Source organism: Thalassobaculum sp., assembly GCF_040219615.1.
Lineage (GTDB): Bacteria > Pseudomonadota > Alphaproteobacteria > Thalassobaculales > Thalassobaculaceae > Thalassobaculum_A.
In genome coordinates, this window is the sequence record NZ_JAVJSE010000040.1 from 89,087 (window position 1) to 108,404 (window position 19,318).

Genomic DNA, 19,318 nt, shown 5'->3' on the forward strand with positions numbered 1-19,318 from the left:
GGCATGGTGGGCGGCTTCGCGGCGCCTGGGAAGGCCCTTGCCCGCTACTCCGCCGGCGCCGCCGCTTTCGGCCTGCGCCAACCGGTCAGCCAGCGACAGACGACGTAGAACACCGGGGTGAACAGCAGCCCGAACAGGGTGACCCCGACCATGCCGGAGAACACCGCGGTGCCCAGCGACTGCCGCATCTCGGCGCCGGCGCCCTCGGCCAGCACCAGCGGTAGCACGCCCAGAATGAAGGCGAAGGAGGTCATCAGGATCGGCCGCAGCCGGGTGATCGCCGCCTGTACCGCCGCCTCGGCCCGGCTCAGCCCGCCGTCCTCGCCCTGCTTGGCGAACTCCACGATCAGGATAGCGTTCTTGGCGGCCAGCCCGACCAGCACCACGAAGCCGATCTGCACCAGCACGTTGTTGTCGAGGCCACGGAACACCACGCCGGTGACCGCCGCCAGCAGGCACATCGGCACGATCAGGATCACCGCCAGCGGCAGGGTCAGGCTCTCGTACTGCGCCGCCAGCAGCAGGAACACGAACACCACCGCGAGCGTGAACGCGATCGCCGCGGTGTTGCCGGCCAGCTTCTCCTGCAGGGCCAGTTCGGTCCACTCGTAGGAGAAGCCGTAGGGCAGCTGCCGTGCGGCCAGCTCCTCCATCGCCGCGATCGCCGCGCCGGTCGACACGCCCGGTATCGGCGCCCCCTGCAGCTCGGCCGCCGGGTACAGGTTGTAGCGCGCCACCCGGGTCGGGCCGGTGATGTCGCGAAACGTCGCGACGCTGCCGATCGGCACCATCTCGCCGCTGGTCGACTTGGCCCGCAGCAGGGCGACGTCGCGCGGGTCGTCGCGGAACTCGCCGTCGGCCTGGGCGGTCACCCGGAAGGTGCGGCCGAGGAAGTTGAAGTCGTTGACGAAGGCCGAGCCGAGATAGACCTCGAGGGTGTCGAACACCGCCTCCGGCGGCAGGCCGAGCATCTCTGCCTTCACCCGGTCGATGTCGGCGTACAGCTTCGGCGTCGAGGTGTTGAACAGCGTGAAGGCGTAGGCGATGCCGGGGGTCTGGAACGCCCCTCCGACCAGTTCCCTGGTGGCGCCTTCGAGCGCATGCAGGCCGCGGTTGCGGCGGTCCTGGACATACATCTTGAAGCCGCCGCCGGTGCCGATGCCGCGCACCGGGGGCGGGGCGACCACGAAGATGTAGGCGTCCTTGATCTGGCCGAGCGCCTGCTGGACGTTGCGCTGGATGGTCGCCGCGTCGAGCCCGAGCGCCTGGCGCTCGGCGAACGGCTTCATGGTGAAGAAGATGGCGCCGGCGTTCGGGGCGTTGGTGAAGGTGGCGCCGTCGAAGCCGGCGAAGCCGGCGGTGTGCAGGGTGCCCGGCGTGTCCAGGATGATCCGGGTGGCCTGCCGCACGACCGCGTCGGTGCGGGCCAGCGAGGCGCCGGCCGGCAGCTGGACCACGGTGATCATGTAGCCCTGGTCCTGCTCGGGAATGAAGCCGGTCGGCGTGCGCTCGAACTGCCAGCCGGTGACGAACAGCAGGCCGGCATAGGCCGCCAGCACCAGGACCGAGACCCGGATCAGCCGCCGGGACAGCCCGCCATAGCCGCGCGCCAGCCCGTCGAAGCCGGTGTTGAACAGCCGCGCGAAGGTCCGGAACGGCCAGCCGATCGCGCCCATCACCCCACTTGGCGCGTGGTCGGGCCGGTGCGGCTTCAGCAGAAGTGCGGCCATCGCCGGCGACAGGGTCAGCGAGACGATGAGCGAGATCACCGTCGCCGAGGCGATGGTCAGCGCGAACTGCTGGTAGAACTGGCCGGAGATGCCGGTGATGAAGGCGGTCGGGATGAACACCGCCGACAGCACCAGGGCGATCGCGATCAGCGCGCCGCCGACCTCGTCCATGGTCCTGTGCGCGGCCTCCTTCGGCTCCATGCCCTCGGCCAGGTAGCGCTCGACGTTCTCGACCACCACGATGGCGTCGTCGACCACGATGCCGATGGCCAGCACCAGCCCGAACAGCGACAGGTTGTTCAGCGAGAAGCCGAAGGCGGCCATCACCGCGAAGGTGCCGATCAGCGACACCGGGATCGCCAGGATCGGGATCACCGCGGCCCGCCAGGTCTGCAGGAACACGATGACCACCAGCACGACCAGGGCGACCGCCTCGAAGATGGTCTTGTAGACCTCGTCGATCGACTTCGCGATGTAGTCGGTCGGGTTGTAGGCGACCTCGTAGGCGACGCCGTCCGGGAAGTCGGCGGCCAGGGTCCGCATCTCGCCTAGCACCGCGTCGGCGGTGGCCAGCGCGTTCGACCCCGGGCGCTGGAAGATCAGGATCGGCAGCGCGGTGTTCTCGTCGAGATAGCCGATGGTCGAGTAGTCTCGGGCGCCGAGCTCGACCCGGGCGATGTCGCGCACCCGGGTGACCCGGCCGTCGGCGTCGGTCTTCACGACGATGTTCTCGAACTGCTCGGGCTCGACCAGCCGGCCGAGGGTCTCGACGTTGAGCTGGAAGGCGCCGGGGTCCGGCACCGGCAGCTGGTTCAGCGAGCCCGAGGCGACCTGCAGGTTGTTGGCCCTGAGCGCCGCGACCACTTCCGAGGCCGACAGCGCGCGGGCCGCCATCAGCTCCGGGTTCAGCCAGATCCGCATCGAGAACTCGCGCTCCGCGAACACCCGGGCCTCGCCGACTCCGTCGAGCCGGGCCAGCCGGTCGATGATCTGCGTCTTGGCGTAGTTCGACAGGTACAGGCTGTCGCGCGCGTCGCCCGGCGAATAGACGTGGATGACCATCATCAGGTCGGGCGAGTTCTTGCGGGTGACCACGCCGAGGCGCTGGACCTCCTCGGGCAGCCGCGGCTCGGCGATCGCCACCCGGTTCTGGACCAGCACCTGCGCCTCGTCCAGGTCGGTGCCGAGCCGGAAGGTGACGGTGATCGTGGTGCGGCCGTCGGCGGTCGACTGCGAGGACATGTAGAGCATGTTCTCGACGCCGTTGATCTCCTGCTCCAGCGGCGTCGCCACGGTGTCGGCGACCACCTCGGTCGAGGCGCCGGGATAGGTGGCGGTGACCTGGATGGTCGGCGGCGCGATCTCCGGGTACTGGGCGACCGGCAGGCCGATGTAGCTGATCGCCCCGACCAGGGTGATCAGGACCGCCACCACCGATGCGAAGATCGGCCGGTCGATGAAGAAATGCGACAGGCGCACGGGATGTTCCTCGTCTGGAGCGCGGGGCGCGGCGGGCAGCGGCGGCGGGTCAGCCGCCGGCCGTCCTCGTCGCGGCCTTGGCCTGGATGGTGGTGCTCTCGACCGTCACCTTGCCGCCGGGTCGGGCGCGCTGCAGGCCCTTGACGACGATCCGGTCGGCCGCCGGGTCAAGCCCGGAGCGCACGACCCGCAGGCCGTCGACCACCGGTCCCAGGGTGACCTGCCGGGGCACCACCGTGCCCTCGGCGTCGACCGTCATGACGATCTTGTTGGCCTGGTCGGAGACGATCGCCGCATCCGGCACCATGGTCGCGTCGTAGCGTCCGGAGCCGGCCATGCGGATCCGCGCGAAGGTGCCCGGCGTCAGCTGCAGGTCGGGATTGGCGAACACGGCGCGGGCCCGGATCGTGCCGGACGCCGGGTCGAGGGTGTTGTCCAGGAAGTCCATCACGCCCTGATGGGGCCAGCCGGCCTCGTCCATCAGGCGGGCATAGATGGTGTGCGCGCCGTCGCGTGCCGATGCCCGGACGCCGTCGCTGTGCAGGCGGCCGTATTTCAGGAAGTCGGCCTCCGACATCGTGAACTCGAGATGAATCGGGTCGAGCGCCACGATGGTGGCCAGCAGGGTGGCGCCGTCGCCGCCGGTGACCAGGTTGCCGACATCGACCTTGCGGTCGGAGATCCGGCCGGAGACCGGCGAGCGGATCTCGGTGAACTCCAGGTTCAGCTCGGCGATGGCGGCGCCGGCGCGTGCCGCCTGCAGGTCGGCCGCCGCCTGGGCGCGGGTGGAACGGCGGTTGTCCGCGGTCTCCTCGCTGATCGCCTTGCTGGCGACCAGGCGCTCGGCCCGCGACAGCTCGCGCTCCGACAGCGACAGCCGCGACTGCGCGCTGGCGACCTCGGCGCGGGCGCGCGCCAGCTCGGCCTGGAACGGCCGCTGATCGATGGTGAACAGCAGGTCGCCCTTCTGGACGATCTGGCCATCCTGGAAGTGCGCCTCCTGCAGATATCCGGACACCCGGGCCCGCATGTCCACGCGCTCGGCCGCCGCGAACCGGCCGGTGAACTCGTCCCATTCGACGATCGAGCGGACCAGCGGTGCCGCCACCTCGACCGGCGGTGGTGCGGGCGCGGCCGCCGCGGCCTGGGCTGGCGGCGCCTGGTCGCACCCGGCCAGCACCGCGCCGAGCGCGAGAACCGCAACCGCCGCCGACGTCCGAATGCCCATCGACCAACTCATGTCACACCTTCAAATGCGCCAGTGCTGAAACTCCAAGACCTCCTAGCTCGTGCTTTGTTGCGCCGCACAAAATATGCCGGTCAGGCACGAATGTGAACGCGATATGGCACGAATGTGTCGCCGATGCCCGCGAATCGGCGCTACCGCAGGATGAATCGTCGGGTTCGGATCGCCGGTCGCGCGTACTTGTGTACAATGCCGGGCTTCGGCACGACCCCCGGGAAGTGCGCGCGTGGCAGGGAGCGGGACACTGGAACGGCAGGGCCGGAATGATCGACCATCGTTTCGCGGCCGCATCGCCGACGGGCGCCTGCAAGCTCTCTACGACTTCTGGCTGGATCGCCGCGGGGACCGGCCGGCCCTGCTGCGGGACGATCTCGACCCGACCCTGATTCCGCGGCTGCTGCGAAATCTCGTGCTCGCCGACGTTGACGACGGCGGCCGTTCGATCCGCTACCGGCTGGTCGGCACCGAGGTGGTCGCCGCCCATGGCATCGACTACACCGGACTGACCGTCGAGGAACTGACGAGCGGCGATACGCTGGCCTACACCCGTCAGCTCTACGGCATCGTCGTCGGGCAGGCCGTCCCGATCTACTCCGAGGGCCGCTTCCGCTGGGAGAAGCGCGAGTACCGGCTGACCCGACGCCTGCACCTGCCGTTGTCAAAGACCGGCGAGGCGGTCGACATGGTGCTGCTGGGCCAGGTGTTCGACGTCGAGCATGCCGGCGTGGAAGAGCGGCTGCAGCCGGCCCGGCCCGACGAGCTGGCCGCCGACCTGGCGGCGCTGCGCGCCGGCGGCGGCTGAAACCCAGGTCAGCCGGCCAGGTCGGGGAACCGCACCACCGTCTCGGTCTGGCCACCCGCCCCGACCGTCATGATGGCCCGGCTTTCGTAGTTGCGGCCCTGACCGTCATGCGCGGTCGCGTTCACCGTGTAGCGGCCCTTCGGCAGGTCCAGCAGCAGCCAGGGGCCGCAGTCCTGCACCTCGAACACCGTCCGGCCCTGGCCGTCGGCGATCCGCGTCGCGACCTGCGACAGGTATCCGCCGTCGTTGGCGGCGAACACCAGCTTGGCCGGGAACCCGCTCCAGCGCGGGTCGGTCCGGCTCTCGGCTCCGATCCCGGTGCAGGCGTAGCGGGTGCCGTCCCGGGTCATGACCTGGTCGACGCCGGTGGCGACCTGCCCGCTCATTGAAGACTGGGCCACCGCGCTGCCCGCGATGGCGGCGGTCAGGATCGACGCAATGATCAGCGGCTTCATGGCTGGTACTCCGTTCCGGGCGGTTCGGTAGCTGAACGGTCCGGCCGGGCGGCAGTTCCGTACGGATCGCATCCGGCACTGGTAGCGCCCCCGGTATCCTGCGCTAACATGCGCGCCGTCCTGCCTTTCGGCCCGCCACCAGCTCACGGAGATGCCCCATGCGGTCGACCACGCCGCGCGAGAACTTCCGCGCCGTCCTGTCCGGCGAACGCTGCGTGTATCCGGGATCGGTGTTCGATCCGATCTCGGCACGCATCGCCGAGGACCTGGGCTTCGAGATCGGCATGTTCGCCGGCTCGGTCGCCTCGCTGACCGTACTCGGCGCGCCCGACCTCATCGTGTTGACCCTGACCGAGTTCGCCGAGCAGGCCCGCCGGATCTGCCGGGCCGCGTCGCTGCCGCTGATGGTCGACGCCGACCACGGTTACGGCAACGCCCTGAACGTCAAGCGCACCGTCGAGGAGCTTGAGGTCGCCGGGATTTCCGGGCTCAGCATCGAGGATACCGTGCTGCCGCGCTCCTTCGGGTCCGGCGGCAGGACCGAGCTGCTGTCGATCGATGAGGGGGTCGGCAAGATGAAGGCCGCCGTGGCCGGCCGCTCCGACCCGGGCCTCAGCATCTTCGGCCGGACCAGCGCCGCCGGCGTGACCGGCACCGAGGACTGCATCGCCCGGGTCAGGGCGTACCAGTCGACCGGGGTCGACGCGATCTTCCTGGTCGGCGTGAAAGACCGCGCCCAGCTCGAGGCGATCGCCGCCGAGGTCACCCTGCCGCTTATGCTGGGCGGCGCCTCGAAGGCGATGATGGACCGGGACTACCTGGCCGGCCAGGGCGTGCGGATCTGCCTGCAGGGCCACCAGCCCTTCGCCGCCGGGGTGCAGGCGGTCTACGCCACCCTGAAGGCGCTGCGCGACGGCGTCGACCCGGCCGACCTGCCGGGGGTCGCATCCGGCGAGCTGATGAAGCAGCTGACGCGCGGCGCCGACTACGACCGCTGGACCGCCGGCTTCCTCGACTGACCGCCATGCCCGACCGATCCGAGGCCGTCCCGGTCGCCGCCGTCCCGCCCGCGGCGGGTGCCGCCCGCTGGGTGCTGCTGTTCGGCATCTGGCTGGTCTATCTCAGCTTCGGGATGATCACGGTGTCGCTGGCGCCGGTGGTGGCGCCGATCACCCGCGACCTCGGGCTCAGCCACGGCGCCATGGGCAGCGTGCTGGGGATCTGGCAGCTGGTGTACATCGCCGCCGCGATTCCGTGCGGCGCCCTGCTGGACCGGCTCGGTGCCCGCCGGGCGCTGTTCATCGGCGCGCTGATCGTTGCCGCCTCCGGCCTGGCGCGCAGCTTCGCCACCGACTACGCGACCCTGCTGCTCGCGGTCGGGCTGTTCGGGATCGGCGGGCCGATCGTCTCGTCCGGCGCGCCCAAGGCGGTCAGCCAGCTGTTCACCGGCAGCCAGCGCGGCCTGGCCATGGGGATCTACATCACCGGCCCGGCCATGGGCTCGGTGATCGTGCTGTCGCTGACCAACGCGGTCGCCATGCCGGCGCTCGGCCATGACTGGCACCGCGTCCTGCAGCTGTGGTCGCTGTGCGCGTTCGCCGGTGCGGTGGTCTGGCTGCTGCTGTCGCTGCACCCGGTGGCGCGCCGCCTGGACAACCCACCCGAAAGCGGCCCGCGGCCGAGGCAGACCGAGGTGATCGGCAGCCTGCTGAAGCTGCCGGCGGTCCGCATGCTGCTGCTGATGGCGGTCGGCATCTTCAGCTTCAACCATGGCCTCAACAACTGGCTGCCCGAGCTGCTCCGCCATGACGGCATGACCGCCGCGGCCGCCGGCTACTGGGCGACCATCCCCACGGTCGTCGCGATCGTCGGCTCGCTGCTGATCCCGCGGCTGGCGACCCCGGAGCGGCGCTTCGTCCTGCTTGCCGGGCTCGGCCTCGCGGCCATGTTCGCCAGCCTGATGCTCGAGGCCGGCGGCGGCCCGGTGCTGCTGGTCGGACTGATGTTGCAGGGCATCGCGCGCAGCTCGCTGATGACGGTGGCGATCCTGACCCTGGTGGAGATCCGTGGGGTCGGCGAGAAATACGCCGGGACGGCAACCGGCCTGTTCTTCTCGGCGGCCGAGATCGGCGGCGCCGGCGGGCCGATCATGCTCGGCGTGCTGTACGACGCCACCGGCGGATTCGATGCCGGGCTGTTCATGCTGGCCGGGATCGGCGCGCTGCTCGCGGTCGCCGCCCTGCGGCTGCGGAAGGTCAGCGCCTGACCCGCCCGGCTGCCGGCTCGGCTACCGGTCTGGACGCGCGAAGGGGATGCGGCCCAGCTGGCGATGCTGCACCACTGAGCAGACCGCGCGGCGACTCCCGCCGCGTAACGCCCTTCCCGACATTATTGCGATCCCCTCGCAATAATACGGTTGAAACTGCGAAGCGTTCGCAATACGAATGCCGGGTCAGTGGCGCCCGGCCCCCGGTGCGGCACGCCCCATTGCAGTCCAGCACCCGGGAGGGACCGGATGACATCGATGACCCGCGCCGCCGTTCTGGCGGCCACGCTCGCCGCATCGCTCGGCGGGCTGCCGTCGGGAGGCCGCGCCGCATCCCCCGACGCCAAGGCGGTGATCGCCACCTACGAGGCGATCGCCGAGGCCATGTACCAGGACGCCCATGCCGGCGCGGTGGCGCTGCAGCAGGCGGTCGACGCCCTGGTGAAGGGGCCGACCGAGTCGACGCTTAAGGCGGCGCGCAAGGCCTGGATCGACGCCCGGCCGGCCTACCAGCAGACCGAGGGCCTGCGGTTCGGCAACGCCATCGTCGACGACTGGGAAGGCCGGGTGAACGCCTGGCCGCTCGACGAGGGCCTGATCGACTACGTCGACGCCGGCTACGGCAGCGAGGCCGAGCACAACCCGCTCTATACGGCGAACGTGATCGCCAACCGGAAGATCCGGGTCGGCGCGACCATGGTCGACGCCTCGACCATCGACAAGAAGCTGATCGCGTCGCTGCACGAGGCCCAGGAGGTCGAGGCCAACGTCTCGATCGGCTACCACGCGGTCGAGTTCCTGCTGTGGGGCCAGGACCTGAACGGCACCGGCCCGGGCGCCGGCAACCGGCCGCACACCGATTTCGACCCGAAGAACTGCACGAACGGCGACTGCGAGCGGCGCGCCGCCTACCTGGTCGCCGCCACCGACCTGCTGGTCGACGACCTGGCCGAGATGGTCGCCAACTGGGCGCCCGGCGGCGCCGCCCGCAAGGACCTCGAGGGCAAGGGATCGCAGGGCGCGCTGGCCACCATCCTCACCGGCCTCGGCAGCCTGTCCTACGGCGAGTTGGGCGGCGAGCGCATGAAGCTCGGCCTGATCCTGCACGATCCCGAGGAGGAGCATGACTGCTTCTCCGACAATACCCACAACTCGCACTACTACGACCAGGTCGGCATGCAGGCGCTGGCCACCGGACGCTATGTCCGCACCAGCGGCAAGGCGGTCGAAGGCCCCGGGATCCTCGATCTCGCCGCCGCCAAGGACAAGGCGGTCGCCGGCGAGCTGCGCAAGGCCCTGGAGACCACCACCGCCAGGATGCAGGTCATGAAGGACGCCGCCGACAGCGGCAGGATGGCGTACGACCAGATGATCGGCGAGGGCAACGACGCCGGGAACCGGATCGTCCAGGACGCCATCGACGCCCTGGTGGCGCAGACCCGGGCGATCGAACGGGTGGTCGCGGCCCTCGACCTGACGATCCAGATCGAAGGCTCCGACAGCCTCGACAACCCGGCCGCGGTCGGGAAGAACTGAGCGGCCCGAACCCCATGACGATCACCGGCCGCCTGACGGATTTCGACCCGGCGCGGGGCGCGCGCGCCGCCCTGCCCGTGGCCGATCCGCAGGACTCCGCCCCCAGCGAAGCGGTTTCGTCGGGCGGCCGGTTCAAGCTCTGGGAGATCGGCGGCGGCTTCCACTGCTCGATCCTCGGGACCTGCCTGGCCACCCCCGACCTGATGGCGCTGGCCCGCAAGCTGCGGCTGACCCCGCCGGCGCACTCCACCGACTACGAGATCCACGGCTACTTCGTCCAACAGTCGACCCAGGAGGGGCCGGTCGCGCGGGCCCTGCAGCGCCTGCTGGACCATCGCTACGAGGGCGCCCTGCGCCGGGTTGCGCGCCTCGCAGAACCGCCGGCGCTCGACGGGCTCTGGCAGGAGTTCAAGGCGTCCGGCCGGATCGCCGGCGGCTACTGGGCCCTGCTCTCGCACCGCCACGTGCCGCAGGACCTGCGCGCCCGGGTGTTCGGCGAGGTCCACATGATGTCGCACCTGCAGGGCTCGGCGGTGCGCGACCACGCGGCCCGCCTCGACCAGCTCGAGCGCGACAACGCCGAACTCCGCGACCGCCTGACCCGCGCCACCCGCTCGGCCCAGGAAGCCCAGGCCGGCGTCGAGGAACGCGACCGCCGGATCGCCCGGCTGTCCGAGCTGCTGAGTGCTGCCGAGGCCGCGGCCACCCGACCGGAGGCCAGCCGCACCCCGGCCACCGGACTGGAGCGCAAGCTGGCGAAGCGCGAGCGCAGCCTCGCCGGCGCCCGCACCCGGGCCCGCGGGCTCGAGGTCGAGGTCGAGCAGTTGAACCGGCAGCTGGCCCTGCTGCATCGCCAGCGGCGCCCCGAGAGCGACCGGGCGCCGGCGGCCGAGCCGGCCACACCGACCCTGCCGCCACGCATACCCGGCGGGGCCTGCCGGCTGCTCTATGTCGGCGGCCGGCCCGGGCTGCTGCCACATCTGCGCGACGTCGCCGAGCGCCGTCAGGCCAGCCTGCTGCATCACGACGGCGGCAAGGAGGAGACGCTGCAGCGGATCGACGATCTGGTCGAGGGGGTCGACGCGGTGCTATGCCCGGTCGACTGCGTCAGCCATTCCGCCTGCCTGCGGGTCAAGCACCTGTGCCAGCGCCTCGACAAGCCGTTCCTGCCGCTGAAGTCGGCGAGCCGGAGTTGCTTCGCCCGGGCGCTGCTCGAACTGGGACTGAAGCCGGCGCCGGCAGCCGACGGAGGCGGCCGGGTGCTGGCCGTATGAGGTCGCGATGACCGGAATGCACGGAAACCCCGCCTTCACCCGCCGGCGCGTGCTGGTCGGCGGCGCCGCCACCGTGGCGGTGCTGTCGGTCGGCGGGTTCGCCACCGGGGGCCGCCCGCCGAAGCCGCTGCCCGAACCGCCCGCACCGGCGGCGCCGACGACCCATCGCCACAGCCTGACCGCGGCCGAGCGGCCGGTCCACCTGCTCGGCCCCGACCGCCCGGTCTCGCCGCTGTGGACCTATGGCGACGCGCCGCTGACGGTGATCCGGGCGCGGCGGGGCGACGTGCTGGAGGCCCGCCTGGAGAACCGGCTGGCCGAGCACACTTCGGTGCACTGGCACGGGATCCGGCTGCCGAACTCCATGGACGGGGTGCCGTACATGACCCAGCCGCCGGTGCTGCCCGGCGAGGCCTTCGACTACCGGTTCACGCTACCCGACACCGGCACCTTCTTCTTCCACCCGCACTGCAACACGGTCGAGCAGGTCGGGCGCGGCCTGGCCGGCGTTCTGGTGGTCGACGGCGACGCGCCGCAGCCCTACGCCGCCGACCTGCTGTGCCTGCTGAAGGACTGGCGGCTGGACCAGGCGACCGGTCGGTTCCTCGACTTCCAGACCGACGCCGGTGCCGCCAAGGCCGGCACCTTCGGCACCTTGCGCTCCACCAACTTCGCCGACGCCCCGACCGTCCGGGTACCTGCCGGCCACGACGTCCGGGTGCGGATCCTGAACCTGGACGTCACCCGGATCAGCCAGGTCGGGGTCATGGACGCCGAGGCGGCGGTCATCGCGGTCGACGGCAACGCCGTGTCGCCGTTCCCGCTGGTCGCCTGGCGGATGGGCCCGGCGATGCGGCTCGACGTGGTGGTGCGCGCGCCGGCGCCGGGCGCGTCCGCGCGCGTGGTCGACTACTTCGCCAGGGAGCCGGTCACCCTGATGACCCTGGTCGGCGACGCCCCGGCGCCGGACGCGGCGCCCGCCTTCGATCCCACCCCGCTGTTCGCCCCGACATTGCCGGAACCGGACCTGCGCAACGCCGAGACCCTGCCCTTCGTGTTCAGCTCGACCGCGATCAACCAGACGATCGAGACCCCGACCGGCGGGACCATCGACCTCGGGCGGTCGCTGTGCCTGAACACCGCCACCTACTGGGCGATCAACCGGCAGACCTGGCCGGAGCGCGGCCACGAGTACCCGCCGCCGCCGCTGGCCGAACTGAAGCTCGGGAAGACCTATGTCTTCGAGCTCGCCAACGTCACCCCGCACATGCACCCGATCCACCTGCACGGCCACAGCTTCAAGGTACTGGATTCCAACAAGGTCGACCGCCCGGTGCACTGGGCCGACACCGTGCTGCTGACCCCGAAGGAGCGCGCCCGCATCGCCTTCGTCGCCGACAATCCCGGCCGCTGGATGTTCCACTGCCACATCATCGAGCACCAGGACACCGGCATGATGGGCTACGTGACGGTGGCATGATGCGCGCGCTCCCGATCGCCGCGATGGCGCTGCTCTGCCTCGCGCCCCGGCCAACGGCGGCCGATCCGCTGGACGTGGCGGTCGGCAAGGCGCTGTTCGACCGGATGTGGGTGCCGTCGCCGGCCTCGACCCGCGGCAGCGACGGCCTCGGCCCGCTGTACACCGCCCGCTCCTGCGCCGGCTGCCATGCCGGCGGCGGCGGGTCGCGCACCGCGGCGCGTCCCGACGGCACCATCGACCCGAAGGCGCTGGTGGTTCGCCTGGGCAGTGATGCCGGGCCCGGCGACCCGGTCTACGGACTGCAGGTCCAGACCCTCGGCACCGCCGTGGTCGCTCCCGAGGCCGCCGTGGCATTCGACCTGGTCCCTTCGCCCGACCCGGCGCTCGGCCCGCTGGTAACCGGGATCCGCCTGGACGCCCTGGCCTATGGCGCGCTTCCACCGGCGACCCGGACCGAAGCGCGGCGGGCCCCGGCGCTGCACGGCATCGGGCTGCTGGCCGGGGTGCCCGACGACGCACTGAACGCGCTGGCCGATCCCGCCGACCACGACGGCGACGGCATCTCCGGGCGCCTCGGCAGCGGCCGGTTCGGCTGGAAGGCGCTAGAGCCGACGGTCGAAAGCCAGACCACGGCGGCCCTGCTGACGGATCTCGGGCTGTCGACCGTCGACCGGCCGGACCATGCCGGCGACTGCACCGCCGCCGAGGCGGCCTGCCTGCGTGCACCGCATGGCGACGGCGGCCATGCCGACGGAGTCGAGGTTCCGGCCGACGCCCTGCGCACCCTGGTCGCCTATGTCTCGGCCCTGCCGGCACCGGTGGCGGCACCGGACCCGCGGGGCGACGCGCTGTTCCGGTCGGCCGGCTGCGCCGCCTGCCATGTTCCCGAGCTCGCCGGCGCCGGCGGCCGGCCGGTCCGGGCGTTCACCGATCTGCTGCTACACGACATGGGCCCCGGCCTCGAGGGTGGCTTCCCGGAGGGCGACGCATCGCGAGCCGAGTGGCGCACCGCCGCGCTCTGGGGCCTCGGACGGGCGGTGCGCCATGGTGACCGGTTGCTGCATGACGGACGGGCGGCCACCGTCGACGAGGCGATCCGCTGGCACGGCGGCGAAGCGGCCCGGGCGCGCGACCGCTACCGCGACCTGCCGCCGGCCGAGGCCGCCCGCCTGCTCGCCTACCTGGAAGGACTGTGACATGCGCCGGCTGACCGCGGGTCTGGTCCTGCTCCTCGCCTTCGCGACCCCGGCCGCCGCCGACCGGCCGGCCCGCGACACGGCCATCGTGCAGCGTGCGATCGAGGACTACATCCGCCCGGCGACCGGCCGCTTCGCACGGGAGACCGGGGCGTTGCACCGCGCGGTCGCCGGGTTCTGCAAGACCCCCGACACGGCTTCCCGCGCGGCGCTCGACGATGCGTTCCGGACCGCGGTCGAGGGCTGGAGCGGGGTGCAGTTCCTGCGCTTCGGCCCGCTGGTCGACGACCACCGGATGGAGCGCATCGCGTTCTGGCCGGACCCCAAGGGCATCGGCCAGCGCCAGCTCCGTCGGGCACTCGCCGACCGCGACGCCTCCGTCACCGACCCGGAGCAACTGGCCGGCAAGAGCGTCGCCCTGCAGGGTCTGACGGCGATCGAATACCTGCTGTACGGCGACGGCGGCGACGCGCCCGACGACTTCCGCTGCGCCTACGCCGTGGCTGCGTCCAAGACTCTGGCCGGGGTCGCGGCCGCGGTCGCCGACGACTGGGCCGCCGCCGACGGCATCGCCCGGCGGCTGGTGCGACCGGACGCGGACGACCCGCTCTATCGCACGCCGGCGGAAGCCCTGGCCGAGTTGCACCGCGCCCTCGCCACCGGCCTGCAGGTCGTCCAGGACCAGAAGCTGAAGCCGGTGCTCGGCGACGACATGGCGGGCGCCAAGCCGTTCGTCGCGCCGTTCCGGCGCTCGGGGCTGACCATCGAGGTGCTGGCCGCCGACGCCTTCGCGCTGATGGCCTTCGTCGACCTCGGCGGCTTCACGCGCGGGCTGCCCGAGGACTACGGCTGGCTCGCGAACTCCATCGCCTTCGAGTTCGAGAACGCCGTGAAGGCGGCCGAGAGCGTGACGCTGCCGATCGACGAGGCGGTCTACGACGAGGCCGCCCGCGGCCGGCTCGACTACCTGTCCGTGGTGCTGGGCAACCTGCGGACGATGATCCGGCAGGACCTGGCCGCCGCCCTCGGCCTGAAGGTGGGATTCAATGCGCTCGACGGCGACTGACGCGACCGCGATCGGTCGGCGCGCCCTGCTCTGGGGCGCCGCCGTCGGCTTCGGCCTGACGCTGGCTCCCGGCCTGACGCGGGCCCGGACCCGCCTGCTGGTGTCGACCGCACGGCTGCCGGACGGCCGGTTCGGGGTGGTCGCGCTGGAGCCGGACGGCACGCTGCGGTTCGCCACACCGCTGCCGGGCCGCGGCCACGAGCCGGTGGTGGCGCGCGGCCGCGGCGAGATCGTGGTGATGGCCCGCCGACCGGGGCGATTCCTGGCCGTGGTCGGGCTGGCGGACGGTGCGCTGCGCCGCAGCCTGTCGGCGCCGCGGGGTCGGCACTTCTATGGCCACGCGGTGTTCGACGCCGCCGGGCGCCTGCTCTACACCACGGAGAACGACTACGACGGCGGCCGCGGCGTGATCGGCGTCTGGGACGTCGCCGCCGGCTACGTCCGGGTCGGCGAACTGGACGCCCACGGCATCGGGCCGCACGACCTGGCGCTCGGCCGCGACGGTCGCACCCTGGCGATCGCCAACGGCGGCCTGCTGACCCATCCCGGTTCCGGACGCGCCAAGCTGAACCTCGCCAGCATGGAGCCCTGCCTGACGGTGCTCGACCCGACGACCGGTGAGGCGCTGCGTCGGCTGGTACTGCCGAAGGAGTTGCACCAGCTCAGCATCCGTCACCTGGCGATAGCGCCGGACGGCGGCATCGGCTTCGGCATGCAGTACGAGGGTCCGCTCGACCAAGGGGTGCCGCTGGCCGGCATCTGGGCGCCAGACGGCACGGTCACCCTGATGCCGCAGGACTCCGCACCGCCCGCCGTCACCCGCAACTACGTCGGCGACCTGGCGATCGACGCGACCGGCCGCTACCTGGCCGCCAGCTACCCGCGCGGCGACGGGGTCGGGGTGTGGGACCTGCGGCGCAGCCGGACGGTCGGGCTGGTGCGGGCCACCGACGCCTGCGGCCTGGCGGTCGAGGACGGCACCGACCGCCTCTGGATCAGCGACGGCACCGGGGCGATCGGACCCCTGGACGCCGGCCGCTCGCTGATGCGCGACACCCTGGTGCCGGTCCCGGGGCTGGCCTTCGACAATCACTTCGCGCGGATCTGAACACAGCGACCGCCGGATTTCCCCGAATCCGTCGCCGCTTCGCCGCGATTCATGCGCGATTCCGAAAATATTGGACCCGAAGTGATTTTGATGATTGTAGAATTGCCGGAACACGGTTCGGATCGACGGTCCACGTCGGCGTTGAAGCCGTGATCACACAACACCCGAGGGAGGGATGGACATGATACGTCGTGCGTTGCTGAAGGCGTCCGGTGCGGTCGCGGTGCTCGCCACCGTCCTGGCGTGGTCGACCCCGGGCCTGGCCCTCGACTCGCGTTTCAAGGACGAGAACGGCGACCTGACCGCCGACACGCCGAGCGACCCGAGCCAGCAGATCGACCCGAGCACCCTTATCTTCGCCTACACGCCGGTCGAGGATCCGGCGGTCTACGCCAAGGTGTGGGACGGCTTCCTGCGGCACATGGAGAAGGTCACCGGCAAGAAGGTCCAGTTCTTCCCGGTGCAGTCCAACGCCGCGCAGATCGAGGCGATGCGGGCCGGGCGCCTGCACGTCGCCGGCTTCAACACCGGCTCGAACCCGCTGGCGGTCAACTGCGCCGGGTTCGTTTCGTTCACGATCATGGCCAGCAAGGACGGCCACTTCGGCTACGAGATGGAGATCATCACCTATCCGGGCAGCGGCATCACCAAGGTCGAGGACATCAAGGGCAAGAAGATGGCCTTCACCTCGCAGACCTCCAACTCCGGCTTCAAGGCGCCGTCGGCGATCCTGAAGGCGGACTTCGGCATGGAGGCCGGCAAGGATTTCGAGCCGGTGTTCTCGGGCAAGCACGACAACTCGATCCTAGGGGTCGCGAACAAGGACTATCCGGCCGCCTCGATCGCCAACTCGGTCATGCACCGGATGATCGCGCGCGACGTGATCAAGGCCGATCAGGTGGTGTCGATCTACAAGTCGCAGACCTTCCCGACCACCGGCTTCGGCTACGTCTACAACCTGAAGCCGGCCCTGCAGGAGAAGATCAAGGAGGCGTTCTTCACCTTCGACTGGGAAGGCTCGGCCCTGAAGGAGGAGTTCGCCCGCTCCGGCGAGGAGCAGTTCATCCCGATCACCTACAAGACTCACTGGGACGTCATCCGAAAGATCGATACGGCGAACGGCGTCTCGTACGCCTGCAAGTAAACGGCGACGGCGTCGGAGGGCCGCATCGATGCTGCGTCTGGAGAACCTGACGAAGACCTACCGTACCGGCGATCGGGCGCTGACCGGCGTGTCGCTCACCGTCGAGCCGGGGCAGGTGGTCGGGTTGATCGGTCCCTCGGGCGCCGGCAAGTCGACGCTGATCCGCTGCATCAACCGTCTGGTCGAGCCGAGCTCGGGCCAGGTGACGCTCGGGGACACCCGGCTCACCGGGCTCGGGCACGGCGCGCTACGGCGGGCCCGGCGGCGGATCGGGATGATTTTCCAGGAATATGCCCTGGTGGAGCGGCTGACCGTGATGGAGAACGTGCTCTCCGGGCGGCTCGGCTATGTCGGCTTCTGGCGCAGCTTCTTCCGGCGGTTTCCGCCGGATGCCGTCTCCAAGGCCTACGGGCTGCTCGACCGGGTCGGGCTCGGCGCCCATGTCGACAAGCGCGCCGACGCCCTGTCCGGCGGCCAGCGCCAGCGGGTCGGCATCGCCCGCGCCCTGGCGCAGGATCCCGACCTGCTGCTGGTCGACGAGCCGACCGCCTCGCTCGACCCCAAGACGTCCCGGCAGATCATGCGCCTGATCGTCGAGATCTGCGACGAGCGCGGCCTGCCGGCGATCATCAACATCCACGACGTCGCGCTCGCCCAGAGCTTCGTGCGGCGGATCATCGGGCTGAAGGCCGGCGAGGTCGTGTTCGACGGCGCCCCGAACGAGCTCGACGATGAAGTGCTCACCCGGATCTACGGCGAGGAGGACTGGTCGGCGACGATCCGATCGGTCGAGGACGACGCCGAGGAACCGCTCGATGCCCCGGCCCCGCACGACGAGGCGCACGGCCCGGCCGAGGTCCTGGACCGCGAGCGGCTGGCCGGACTGTCATGAGCGCACCCGCCGAGACCACCCCGCTTCCGACGACCTGGCGGCGACCGCCGCCGATCCGCGACCCGCGGCTGCGCTGGGCGATCTACGGCGGCTCCCTGGTCTACCTGGTCCTGGCCTTCGCCTCGATCGACATCAACTGGACCCGGGTCTACGACGGACTCGACCGCGGCCTGCGCTTCGTGAAGGGCTTCCTGGTCCCGGACTTCCTCAGCCGCTGGGGCGACATCGCCCAGGGGATGGAGGAGAGCCTGACCATGACCGTGACGGCGACCGTGGTCGGCATCCTGATCTCGGTGCCGATCGGCATCGGCGGGGCCCGCAACATCGCCCCGATGCCGGTCTATCTGACCTGTCGCGCGATCATCGCGCTGTCGCGCAGCTTCCAGGAGATCATCATCGCCATCCTGTTCGTGGCGATGTTCGGGTTCGGGCCGTTCGCCGGCTTCCTGACCCTGTCCTTCGCCACCATCGGCTTCCTGGCCAAGCTGCTGGCCGAGGACATCGAGGACATCGACGAGGCCCAGGCCGAGGCGATCCGGGCGACCGGCGCCGGCTGGTGGCAGGTGGTGAACTTCGGCATCCAGCCGCAGGTCATGCCGCGGCTGATCGGCCTCAGCCTGTACCGGCTCGACATCAACTTCCGGGAATCCTCGGTGATCGGCATCGTCGGCGCCGGCGGCATCGGCGCCACCCTGAACACCGCCATGGACCGCTACGAGTACGACTCGGCCGCCGCCATCCTGATCCTGATCATCGTCATCGTGATGCTCGCCGAGTACGGCTCCAGCGTCATCCGCCAGCGGATCCAGTGATGACCGACACCTCCCGCAGCTTCCCCCAGGTCTGGCGCAAGCGAACCCCGCGCGCCGATCTGCTGATCTGGCTCGGCTGGTTCGCGCTGGTGGCGCTGTTCGTGTTCTGCTGGCAGGTCATGACGAAGGACACGATCTGGGCCTTCGTCGCGGACGCGCCGAGCCAGGCCGCCGACATCGGCTCGCGGATGGTGCCGCCGCGCTGGGGCTATCTGCCGGAACTGATGGGACCGCTCTGGGACACCATCAACATCGCCACCCTCGGCACCCTGCTGGCGGTCATCATGGCGGTTCCGGTGGCGTTCCTGGCGGCCCGCAACACGACGCCGAGCGTGCGCATCGTGCGGCCGCTGGCGATGCTGGCGATCGTGTCCAGCCGGTCGATCAACGCGCTGATCTGGGCGCTGCTGCTGGTCGCCATCATCGGCCCGGGCGTGCCGGCCGGAATCGTCGCGATCGCGCTGCGCTCGGTCGGGTTCGTCGCCAAGCTGCTGTACGAGGCGATCGAGGAGATCGACGAGAAGCAGGTCGAGGCGGTGACCGCGACCGGGGCCTCGACCGCGCAGGTCATCGACTTCGCGATCGTGCCGCAGATCCTGCCGGCCTTCGCCGGGATCTGCGTGTTCCGCTGGGACATCAACATTCGCGAGTCGGCGGTTCTGGGACTGGTCGGGGCCGGCGGCCTGGGCCTGAAGCTGCAGGACTCGTTGAACATTCTCGCCTGGCCCCAAGTTACAGTGATCTTCGTGCTTATTCTGATGACGGTTCTGATCAGCGAATGGGTTTCGGCCCGGGTGCGGCACGCGATCATCTGACGGCCGGCCCAGCCACC

The 19,318-nt window shown here is 70.9% G+C and carries 16 protein-coding genes; 13 read left to right on the forward strand and 3 right to left on the reverse strand.

Going from position 1 to position 19,318, the window contains the following annotated elements; genetic code table 11:
- Positions 1 to 44: 44 nt before the first annotated feature.
- Both RIC31_RS22065 and RIC31_RS22070 read right to left on the reverse strand, forming a co-directional pair.
- Positions 45 to 3,209 carry an efflux RND transporter permease subunit gene (locus tag RIC31_RS22065; RefSeq protein WP_350113002.1) on the reverse strand — a complete coding sequence of 1,055 codons (3,165 nt, stop codon included), beginning with the start codon at positions 3,207 to 3,209 and terminating at the stop codon, positions 45 to 47.
- A gap of 49 nt (positions 3,210 to 3,258) precedes the next feature.
- Positions 3,259 to 4,437 carry an efflux RND transporter periplasmic adaptor subunit gene (locus RIC31_RS22070; RefSeq protein WP_350113005.1) on the reverse strand — a complete coding sequence of 393 codons (1,179 nt, stop codon included), beginning with the start codon at positions 4,435 to 4,437 and terminating at the stop codon, positions 3,259 to 3,261.
- A gap of 244 nt (positions 4,438 to 4,681) precedes the next feature.
- On the opposite strand from RIC31_RS22070, the gene RIC31_RS22075 reads away from it, so the two are divergent.
- Positions 4,682 to 5,257, forward strand: a complete 576-nt coding sequence (locus RIC31_RS22075; RefSeq protein WP_350113008.1) for a PAS domain-containing protein — start codon at positions 4,682 to 4,684, stop codon at positions 5,255 to 5,257.
- A gap of 8 nt (positions 5,258 to 5,265) precedes the next feature.
- Here the strand turns inward: RIC31_RS22075 and RIC31_RS22080 are convergent, their stop codons facing one another.
- Positions 5,266 to 5,712: a hypothetical protein gene (locus tag RIC31_RS22080; RefSeq protein WP_350113011.1), complete on the reverse strand. Its 447-nt coding sequence runs from the start codon at positions 5,710 to 5,712 to the stop codon at positions 5,266 to 5,268.
- Positions 5,713 to 5,870: 158 nt separating this feature from the next.
- Here RIC31_RS22080 and RIC31_RS22085 point away from each other — a divergent pair, with 158 nt between their 5' ends.
- The 12 genes from RIC31_RS22085 (at position 5,871) to phnE (RIC31_RS22140) (ending at position 19,301) form a co-directional block, all read left to right on the forward strand.
- Positions 5,871 to 6,731, forward strand: coding sequence for an isocitrate lyase/PEP mutase family protein (locus tag RIC31_RS22085; protein ID WP_350113014.1), 861 nt, complete (start codon positions 5,871 to 5,873; stop codon positions 6,729 to 6,731).
- Positions 6,732 to 6,736: 5 nt separating this feature from the next.
- Positions 6,737 to 7,978, forward strand: a complete 1,242-nt coding sequence (locus tag RIC31_RS22090; protein WP_350113017.1) for an MFS transporter — start codon at positions 6,737 to 6,739, stop codon at positions 7,976 to 7,978.
- 249 nt (positions 7,979 to 8,227) lie between these two features.
- A complete protein-coding gene (locus tag RIC31_RS22095; RefSeq protein ID WP_350113020.1) occupies positions 8,228 to 9,514 on the forward strand; it encodes an imelysin family protein in 1,287 nt (428 codons plus the stop codon).
- Positions 9,515 to 9,528: 14 nt separating this feature from the next.
- Positions 9,529 to 10,788 carry a DUF2325 domain-containing protein gene (locus tag RIC31_RS22100; protein WP_350113023.1) on the forward strand — a complete coding sequence of 420 codons (1,260 nt, stop codon included), beginning with the start codon at positions 9,529 to 9,531 and terminating at the stop codon, positions 10,786 to 10,788.
- Positions 10,789 to 10,804: 16 nt separating this feature from the next.
- The gene (locus RIC31_RS22105; protein WP_350113026.1) at positions 10,805 to 12,268 is read left to right on the forward strand and encodes a multicopper oxidase family protein; all 1,464 of its coding nucleotides are present in this window, start codon (positions 10,805 to 10,807) and stop codon (positions 12,266 to 12,268) included.
- Entirely contained in the window at positions 12,265 to 13,464 is a 1,200-nt protein-coding gene (locus RIC31_RS22110; RefSeq protein WP_350113029.1) for a di-heme oxidoredictase family protein, read from the forward strand. The genes RIC31_RS22105 and RIC31_RS22110 overlap by 4 nt, the downstream gene beginning before the upstream one ends.
- Before the next feature lies 1 nt (position 13,465).
- Positions 13,466 to 14,530: an imelysin family protein gene (locus tag RIC31_RS22115; RefSeq protein ID WP_350113031.1), complete on the forward strand. Its 1,065-nt coding sequence runs from the start codon at positions 13,466 to 13,468 to the stop codon at positions 14,528 to 14,530.
- Positions 14,511 to 15,638: a DUF1513 domain-containing protein gene (locus RIC31_RS22120; protein ID WP_350113034.1), complete on the forward strand. Its 1,128-nt coding sequence runs from the start codon at positions 14,511 to 14,513 to the stop codon at positions 15,636 to 15,638. The genes RIC31_RS22115 and RIC31_RS22120 overlap by 20 nt, the downstream gene beginning before the upstream one ends.
- Before the next feature lie 181 nt (positions 15,639 to 15,819).
- Positions 15,820 to 16,782 (forward strand): phosphate/phosphite/phosphonate ABC transporter substrate-binding protein, encoded by a 963-nt coding sequence (gene phnD, locus RIC31_RS22125; RefSeq protein WP_350113037.1) that lies wholly within the window; start codon positions 15,820 to 15,822, stop codon positions 16,780 to 16,782.
- A gap of 28 nt (positions 16,783 to 16,810) precedes the next feature.
- Positions 16,811 to 17,674 carry a phosphonate ABC transporter ATP-binding protein gene (gene phnC / locus RIC31_RS22130; RefSeq protein WP_350113041.1) on the forward strand — a complete coding sequence of 288 codons (864 nt, stop codon included), beginning with the start codon at positions 16,811 to 16,813 and terminating at the stop codon, positions 17,672 to 17,674.
- Positions 17,671 to 18,486, forward strand: a complete 816-nt coding sequence (phnE, locus tag RIC31_RS22135; protein ID WP_350113044.1) for a phosphonate ABC transporter, permease protein PhnE — start codon at positions 17,671 to 17,673, stop codon at positions 18,484 to 18,486. The genes phnC and phnE (RIC31_RS22135) overlap by 4 nt, the downstream gene beginning before the upstream one ends.
- A complete protein-coding gene (gene phnE, locus RIC31_RS22140; RefSeq protein WP_350113047.1) occupies positions 18,486 to 19,301 on the forward strand; it encodes a phosphonate ABC transporter, permease protein PhnE in 816 nt (271 codons plus the stop codon). Before phnE (RIC31_RS22135) ends, phnE (RIC31_RS22140) begins: the two co-directional genes overlap by 1 nt.
- The last annotated feature ends 17 nt before the right edge of the window (positions 19,302 to 19,318 follow it).

Bases quoted from the DNA above. Each gene is read 5' to 3' on its own strand.
- RIC31_RS22095 (WP_350113020.1), top strand. From the start codon at position 8,228: ATGACATCGATGACCCGCGCCGCCGTTCTGGCGGCCACGCTCGCCGCA.
- RIC31_RS22100 (WP_350113023.1), top strand. From the start codon at position 9,529: ATGACGATCACCGGCCGCCTGACGGATTTCGACCCGGCGCGGGGCGCG.
- RIC31_RS22120 (WP_350113034.1), top strand. From the start codon at position 14,511: ATGCGCTCGACGGCGACTGACGCGACCGCGATCGGTCGGCGCGCCCTG.
- RIC31_RS22110 (WP_350113029.1), top strand. From the start codon at position 12,265: ATGATGCGCGCGCTCCCGATCGCCGCGATGGCGCTGCTCTGCCTCGCG.
- RIC31_RS22115 (WP_350113031.1), top strand. From the start codon at position 13,466: ATGCGCCGGCTGACCGCGGGTCTGGTCCTGCTCCTCGCCTTCGCGACC.
- RIC31_RS22105 (WP_350113026.1), top strand. From the start codon at position 10,805: ATGCACGGAAACCCCGCCTTCACCCGCCGGCGCGTGCTGGTCGGCGGC.
- RIC31_RS22085 (WP_350113014.1), top strand. From the start codon at position 5,871: ATGCGGTCGACCACGCCGCGCGAGAACTTCCGCGCCGTCCTGTCCGGC.
- phnC (WP_350113041.1), top strand. From the start codon at position 16,811: ATGCTGCGTCTGGAGAACCTGACGAAGACCTACCGTACCGGCGATCGG.
- RIC31_RS22070 (WP_350113005.1), bottom strand. From the start codon at position 4,437: ATGGGCATTCGGACGTCGGCGGCGGTTGCGGTTCTCGCGCTCGGCGCG.
- phnE (WP_350113044.1), top strand. From the start codon at position 17,671: ATGAGCGCACCCGCCGAGACCACCCCGCTTCCGACGACCTGGCGGCGA.
- phnD (WP_350113037.1), top strand. From the start codon at position 15,820: ATGATACGTCGTGCGTTGCTGAAGGCGTCCGGTGCGGTCGCGGTGCTC.
- phnE (WP_350113047.1), top strand. From the start codon at position 18,486: ATGACCGACACCTCCCGCAGCTTCCCCCAGGTCTGGCGCAAGCGAACC.
- RIC31_RS22090 (WP_350113017.1), top strand. From the start codon at position 6,737: ATGCCCGACCGATCCGAGGCCGTCCCGGTCGCCGCCGTCCCGCCCGCG.
- RIC31_RS22080 (WP_350113011.1), bottom strand. From the start codon at position 5,712: ATGAAGCCGCTGATCATTGCGTCGATCCTGACCGCCGCCATCGCGGGC.